Source organism: Rhodococcus sp. NPDC056506, from assembly GCF_042794945.1.
In the GTDB taxonomy this organism is placed as follows: Bacteria; Actinomycetota; Actinomycetes; order Mycobacteriales; family Mycobacteriaceae; genus Rhodococcus_F.
Window position 1 is genome coordinate 50,092 of the sequence record NZ_JBHTSW010000038.1, and the last position, 6,399, is coordinate 56,490.

Annotated in this window: 6 protein-coding genes; 2 read left to right on the plus strand and 4 right to left on the minus strand. The window is 60.8% G+C overall.

Annotation, left to right across the window (positions count from 1 at the left end):
* Positions 1-18 precede the first annotated feature (18 nt).
* Positions 19-2,760 (minus strand): cation-translocating P-type ATPase, encoded by a 2,742-nt coding sequence (locus ACFQ6H_RS23755; RefSeq protein WP_378648965.1) that lies wholly within the window; start codon positions 2,758-2,760, stop codon positions 19-21.
* Between the two features lie 27 nt (positions 2,761-2,787).
* Positions 2,788-3,636 carry a polyphosphate kinase 2 gene (gene ppk2, locus ACFQ6H_RS23760; RefSeq protein WP_378648967.1) on the minus strand — a complete coding sequence of 283 codons (849 nt, stop codon included), beginning with the start codon at positions 3,634-3,636 and terminating at the stop codon, positions 2,788-2,790.
* 172 nt (positions 3,637-3,808) lie between these two features.
* On the opposite strand from ppk2, the gene ACFQ6H_RS23765 reads away from it, so the two are divergent.
* Positions 3,809-4,060 (plus strand): three-helix bundle dimerization domain-containing protein, encoded by a 252-nt coding sequence (locus ACFQ6H_RS23765; protein ID WP_378449500.1) that lies wholly within the window; start codon positions 3,809-3,811, stop codon positions 4,058-4,060.
* Between the two features lie 130 nt (positions 4,061-4,190).
* Complete coding sequence (locus tag ACFQ6H_RS23770; RefSeq protein ID WP_378533670.1) at positions 4,191-4,568, plus strand: SHOCT domain-containing protein; 378 nt, start codon at positions 4,191-4,193, stop codon at positions 4,566-4,568.
* On the opposite strand, the gene ACFQ6H_RS23775 is transcribed toward ACFQ6H_RS23770, so the two are convergent.
* Both ACFQ6H_RS23775 and ACFQ6H_RS23780 read right to left on the minus strand, forming a co-directional pair.
* Positions 4,546-5,943 (minus strand): hypothetical protein, encoded by a 1,398-nt coding sequence (locus ACFQ6H_RS23775; RefSeq protein ID WP_378648975.1) that lies wholly within the window; start codon positions 5,941-5,943, stop codon positions 4,546-4,548. The two genes, ACFQ6H_RS23770 and ACFQ6H_RS23775, sit on opposite strands and share 23 nt — an antisense overlap.
* Positions 5,944-6,021: 78 nt before the next feature.
* Positions 6,022-6,399, minus strand: a 378-nt coding sequence (locus ACFQ6H_RS23780; protein ID WP_378648969.1) for a hypothetical protein, incomplete at its 5' end; no start/stop codon positions are given.

The following is a 6,399-nucleotide window of genomic DNA, read 5'->3' on the forward strand; positions in this document are numbered from 1 at the left end:
CGTGTGATTGTCCCTCCCTCAGCGGAGTACACGCGCGCGTTCGGGGGCAATCGCGGCGGCCGCGGTCATCGGGACAGGTCGCTGCGCGAGGCGGCGGCGTCGGATCGCCTTCTCCAACTCGACGACAACCGGGATGACCAGCGACCATCCGAGGCAGGCGAGCCATTGGGCGCCGGTCAGTGAGGTGGTCATGAGGAGTTCCTGGAGGACACCCGCCTCGACGGCAAACACGGTGACGACCGTGGGAATCGTCAGGATTTTGACAGCACCGAGAACCGGCGGAACGAGACCGGACTCGGGATCGCGCCGCATGGTCAACCCCGCGAATATGGAACCGAGAGACAGGACGACGAATGCGGTGGTCATGGGGACATTCGCTTCGGTAGTGCTCATTTCACCCGGTGCGAGAAGCATCGCCGCGAGGGTCACGGCAAATTGCAGGACGCCGTACGCGAGCCACTGTCCGACCGCGCTTCGATGTGCGATCGGCATCTTGGGATCACGTGGCGGCTTGTTCATCAGATCCGGAGGCGGCGGGTCGAGCATGATCACGGCAACGGGGAAGAGCGTGATGAAGAAGTGTTGGAACAGCACCATCAGCGGCGTCAGCGCGACACCCTCGTTGATGTTGAAGATGCTGGCAGCGAGGAAGAGGAGAACCAACGAGAAGAGCTTCGACATTTGATAGCGGATGTACGAGACGATCTTCCCGTAGATGTTGCGGCCCAAAGTGATCGCAGTGATGAGTGTTCCGAAGTTGTCGTCGGTGAGCACCATCTTGCCCGCCTGTTTGGTCACTTCGCTGCCAGAGCCCATGGCGACGCCGATGTCTGCCTTCTTCAACGCGGCGGCATCGTTGACGGCATCGCCGGTCATTGCGACGACGGCGCCACTGCGCTGCATGACATCGACCAATCGAAGTTTGTCCTGCGGGGTGACTCGGCCGAACACGTGCAGGTTCGGCAATGCGGTCGACAGTTCGTCGTCGGTCATCGCTTGTACATCGCTTCCGCTCACGGAACCCGGGCCGAGCCCGAGTTCGGCACCGATTGCGGCGGCGGTGACGGCATGGTCGCCGGTGATCATGCGGACCTCGATGCCGGCGCGGTGCGCGGTGCGCACCGAATCGACTGCCTCCGGCCGCAGCGGGTCGATGATGCCTGCCATGCCGACAAACGTCAGGTCCTCGACAAAGGACATGGGGTCCGCCACGACGGCTTCTTCCCGTCCGTCGAGTCGTCTGACAGCGAAAGCCAGCACCCGAAGACCCTTCTCGGACATGGACTGATTTGCTGCCGTCAGCTCGTCACGGACTTCGTCGATCGGTACCGGTCGACGGCCGGGGAGGAAGGCCGAACCACACCGAGCGAGGACGACGTCAGGCCCGCCTTTGACCAGTTCGACGAACTGACTTTCGCCGTCGACTTCGAGATGGTGGTACGTCGCCATGAACTTGTACGCGGAATCGAACGGAACCGTTGCGACTCGCGGATAAGTCCGTCTGGTGAGTGGGGCGTCGGCACCGATCTTCGCCGCGAGCACCACAAGTGCGGCCTCGGTCGGGTCGCCGACAACCTCTCCGGAATCGGAAACCGTTGCATCGCTGTCGAGGCACAACCCGTAGGCGAGGAGTGTGAAGTCGGGTGGTGCCTCGCCGGCAACCTGCGTGATCCTTCCGGTCTTGGCGTAACCTTCTCCGTCGACCGTGTACCACCGGCCGTGGACGTACAGCGATCGCACGGTCATCTGGTTCATGGTCAACGTGCCGGTCTTGTCCGAGTTGATCGCACTGGTCGCGCCGAGTGTCTCGACATCGGTCAGGTTCTTCACGACTGCTTTGGCGTCTGCCAGTTGACGGGCACCGTACGCCAGCATCGCCTGAACGAAAGTTGGTAAGCCGGTCGGTATCGCAGAGACCCCCATTGCGATACCGAGCAGCAGAAGCGTTGTCAGATCCTGCCCGCGAATCAGTCCGATGACGACGATGACGATCACCGCCGTCCACGCGATGATCCCCAGAAGTTTTGTCAGAGAGTCCAATTCTCGTTGCAGCGGCGACTTTCCCGGGGCGACCGCCGACAACATCGACGCTATCTGGCCGATCTGCGTCTGCATCCCGGTCTCGGTGACCACCATGGTTGCCGTGCCGCGAGTGACCGAGGTGTTCTGGAACACCAGATTGCTCCGGTCTCCGAGAGGAATATCCTTATTGCTCAGCGTTTTCGGGTCCTTCGGGATCGGTGCGCTTTCACCGGTCAGTGCGGCTTCTTGCGTCTCCAGGGTGGTCGAGGCGAGCAACCGTCCATCGGCGGCGATGATGTCTCCCGCCTCGACTTGGACGACGTCACCCGGCACCAGTTCGGTAGCGTCGAGCTCAATCAGGTTCCCGTCACGAATGACCCGCGCTCGAGGTGTCTGCATCTTGGCGAGCGCGTCGACGCTGGCCCGTGCCTTCAACTCCTGTCGAGTTCCGAGGACGATGTTGAGCACGACGAGCACGGCCACCACGATTGCTGTCGGTACTTCACCGATGGCGATGCTGACCGCAGCAACGGCGACCAGCATCAAGTTCATCGGATCTTTCAGTTGTAACAGCGCGATCGACCACGTCGACGGAGGTGGTGTCGACGTGATTTCGTTCGAACCGTATCGTCGTCGGCGCTGGTCGGCCTCAGCCGATTGCAGCCCGCGCTCCTGGTCCGACTGCAGTGCGGACACGACTGACTCGCCGCTCTGCGCATGCCACGGCGTGGGGCTCATGACCGCACGTCCTTTCCTTGGCGATCGTCAATACCGGGTCGGAATCCAGTGCAGCGGTTGTTTGGGCGCCTGGTAGCCGTGGGCCTTCTGCCGCTTCGGCAACGTGATGTCAGTCGATTGCAACGGTTCGTAGGGGATCTGACTCAGAATGTGGCTGATGATGTTGAGTCGCCCGCGTTTCTTGTCGTCGTTGTTCGCGACATACCAAGGTGCCCAGCCGGTGTCGGTGAAGCGAAACATCTCGTCGCGGGCACGCGAGTAGTCGTACCAATGACTGAACGACTTCAGATCCAGATCTGACAGCTTCCAGATCTTTCGAGGGTCGTCGATTCGGCTTTGCAAACGCAGAAGCTGCTGCTCTTCGCTGACCTCGAGCCAGTACTTGAGCAGAATGACGCCGGATTCCACGATCGCGCGCTCGACGGTCGGAATGAGCTGGAGAAACTGATGTGCCTGTTCTTCGGTGCAAAAGCCCATCACCCGTTCGACACCGGCACGGTTGTACCAACTTCGGTCGAAGATGACGATCTCACCAGCCGCCGGAAGATGCGGAACGTAACGCTGGACGTACATCTGCGAGTGTTCGCGTTCGGTCGGGGCGGGCAGCGCAACGACCCGGAATACTCGCGGACTCACGCGCTCGGTGATGGCCTTGATGACACCGCCCTTCCCCGCGGTATCTCGGCCCTCGAACACGACGCAGACCTTGGCGCCAGACGATTTGACCCACTCCTGCAAAGCCACGAGTTCGCCGTGCAATGGCTTGAGTTCGCGGCGGTACGCCTTGTTCTTCATCAGCTTTTCTGCGACGGGTGCCGCGTCGTCGTGAAGAATCGACGCCGTGTCGTCGCGGCGAGTCCGAGCGTTCTTTCCCACTTCGACTCCCTGCCATCGTGAGCGCATCGTGAGCGTGCGGGGATCGTCCGCTCGTATGTGTATGCCCCGTATTCGGTCAACCTATTCTCCCCGTGATCGAGACCCGAATCGTGTTGTTTTCGAACCTGTTTCGAGCCTTGACGTGCTCGTCTGGACGGACGACCATTAATGGATGACTGGCGACGAAGAGTTGCTCCACGTCGAGCGGGTGATCACTCGCCTGATCTCCCGCTATCCCGCCGTTTCGCCAACCGAGATCGAAGCCAGAGTGCGAAAAATTCACGAGCGCTTTGTCGGCTGTCGGATCCGTGACTTCGTGCCTCTCCTCGTCGAAAAGGCGGCCAGACAAGAGATCTCGAATCGGAGAATCGTGATTCCGATACTGGATGAGCGGTCGGCGAGCCTCAACTCACTCGAGCTGTAGCCGGAACGGGCGTCGTCGGCGCATACTGAAATGACCTTGGACCAGGGAGTTCTGGCCGCATGCGGATTTCAGGCGCGGAACGTCAGTCTCCCGACTCCTGATGTGGAAACCGAGTACAGGGAGCGTTGACATGGAAGGCTTCTGGGAATTCTTCTGGTTCATCTTCGTTTGCTTTGCGTTTGTGGCCTACTTGAGCGTGCTGTTCTCGATCATCACCGACTTGTTCCGTGATCACGAGACTTCGGGCTGGGCCAAAGCTTTATGGATGATTTTCCTCTTCGTCATTCCATTCTTGTCCGCGATGATCTACGTGGTCGTGAAGAATGACGGAATGACGCGGCGGTCGATGGAGGCCGCCCAGCAGCACATACACGCGCAAAGTGACTACATCCGAACCGTCGCCGGCAAATCTCCGACTCAGCAGATCGCCGACGCCAGAGAGCTTCTCGACTCCGGCGCAATCAACGAACAGGAATTCCAGGCCATCAAGGCAAAGGCGCTGGCGTAGTTTTCTCGTTTTCCTGTGCGGCAGCGCGGGCAGGACGAACCAGCACTTCAAGTGCGACGAGTGCGACCAAGGCAATGACGACGATCCAGCCCACGACCAATCCGGTGGGGTAGCGCCAGAAAAGCAGCAACAGTGCGGCGATGCCGATGATTGTGCAGCGCAGCGGAACACGAAGCTGATTGGCCCACCGCTCGACCTGATTCGGCCTACGGCCGCTTGCAGAATGGCGGACGAAGTCCAACGCCTGCCCGTAGCCTCGACGAACGGCGATCGCCGACGACGACCCACCGACGAGGTAGGCGCCGAGTCCCACCACCACGCCGAGGACCGCAACCGCGCGCAGGCTCGTCCGCAGCGGCACCAGGACAGTGTCGATGACCGCTGTGGCGGCGTCGGGCGAGAGAATGTCGGTGGGGACACTGTCGAGGTAGATTGCACGCCCGATCAGAATTCCGATCGCGAGAACAAGCATTCCCAAGGCGATCGACAGGCCGACCAGGGACAGTGCACGGAGCCTTCGACCGCTGGGGGCAACGGCGACTGCGGCTGCGGCGCAGGCGATTCCCAGCCATGGCAACACCGACGACACTTTGTCGAGTGCCGAGACAGCTCGCTGGGCCTTCACCAGTTCGGGGGACTGGAAGAGTACAAATTCCTTGTCCACGGAGGGGATTTTGTCTGCAAAAGCGAAGCCGCGGTCGGTCAAGGCCGTTTTCACCCGGTCGATGATCGTGCTCAGTGAAATGCTGACGGTTCCGCTCTGGTCGACTTCGACGGAGTCGGGGCCGTAGTTTCCGGTCATCACTGCGACGAGAGAGTTGTGCGCCGCTCGGTTGGCTTGAATCCACAGGTCTTCGAACTGCTGCGTCTGTACGAGTGAGCCCACTGTGTCGTGGACGAAACTCTTCGCCTGGCCGGCGATCACCGGTGCCAAACCCACCAGTGCCTGGTCCACGCGAGGCGCATTGGCTGCGAGATTCGAAACGTCCGTCAATGCGGTGAGTGCCTCGGTGGTGAGCCCCTCGACGTCGACGCGATCGAAGATCTCGTCCGTGACTTGATTCGTGATCTCCGCTTGCACGGCTGGATTCTCACCCAGCGGCGCTACCGTGCTGACGTAGCGGTCGGTGTCGAGGATCTGACTTCGAACGAAGCGGGTGGTTACCGACAAGACTGCGAGTAGTGCTACCAGCACCAGCAGGATAGTCACCGCGGTCCACCGCAGCCCGTGTCGAGGCGGTCGGGATACTTTCTCGACGGTCGTTTCCCGGACGCTGGGAGTCTGCTCGCGCAGTGTTGCTACTTCTTCGCGTAACCGGGCTAGTTCGGCACGTTCGTCCTCGTGGAGTGGGCCGTCGCTCGTGCCGTTTGCCATCATGTTCCTCTCCGGAGGGAAACTGCTGCCGCACAGATGAAAACGTTGAACTCGAGGGGCGGAGCCGAAGGTGTGGCCTCAGATCACGTCGGGATTCCATGTCGCGACAGCCCAGATGACGAACACGTCGAGCGCGATGATGGTGATCGACCACCACGGAGAGTGGGGTAACCACAGGAAATTCGCGAGGATCGACAGCGAACAGAAGATTATCGCGCCTACCCGTGCCCACGTCGCGCCGGTGAAGAGCATGATTCCGACAGCGGTGACGAGCACGCCGAGTGCGAGGTGAATCCATCCCCAGGAGGTGAGGTCGAATTGGTACGCGTATTCAGGGCCGACGACAATAACGTCGTCCTCGGATATCGCCGAGATGCCTTGGAGAATTTCGAGCACACCGACAGTGACGAGGAGAACCGCTCCGCCCAGGGCGCTTCCTTTTGCTACACCCTGCTT

Excerpts from the sequence above, each read along its gene's own strand:
- ACFQ6H_RS23755 (WP_378648965.1), bottom strand. The coding sequence starts at position 2,760 with ATGAGCCCCACGCCGTGGCATGCGCAGAGCGGCGAGTCAGTCGTGTCC.
- ACFQ6H_RS23765 (WP_378449500.1), top strand. The coding sequence starts at position 3,809 with ATGACTGGCGACGAAGAGTTGCTCCACGTCGAGCGGGTGATCACTCGC.
- ACFQ6H_RS23770 (WP_378533670.1), top strand. The coding sequence starts at position 4,191 with ATGGAAGGCTTCTGGGAATTCTTCTGGTTCATCTTCGTTTGCTTTGCG.
- ACFQ6H_RS23775 (WP_378648975.1), bottom strand. The coding sequence starts at position 5,943 with ATGGCAAACGGCACGAGCGACGGCCCACTCCACGAGGACGAACGTGCC.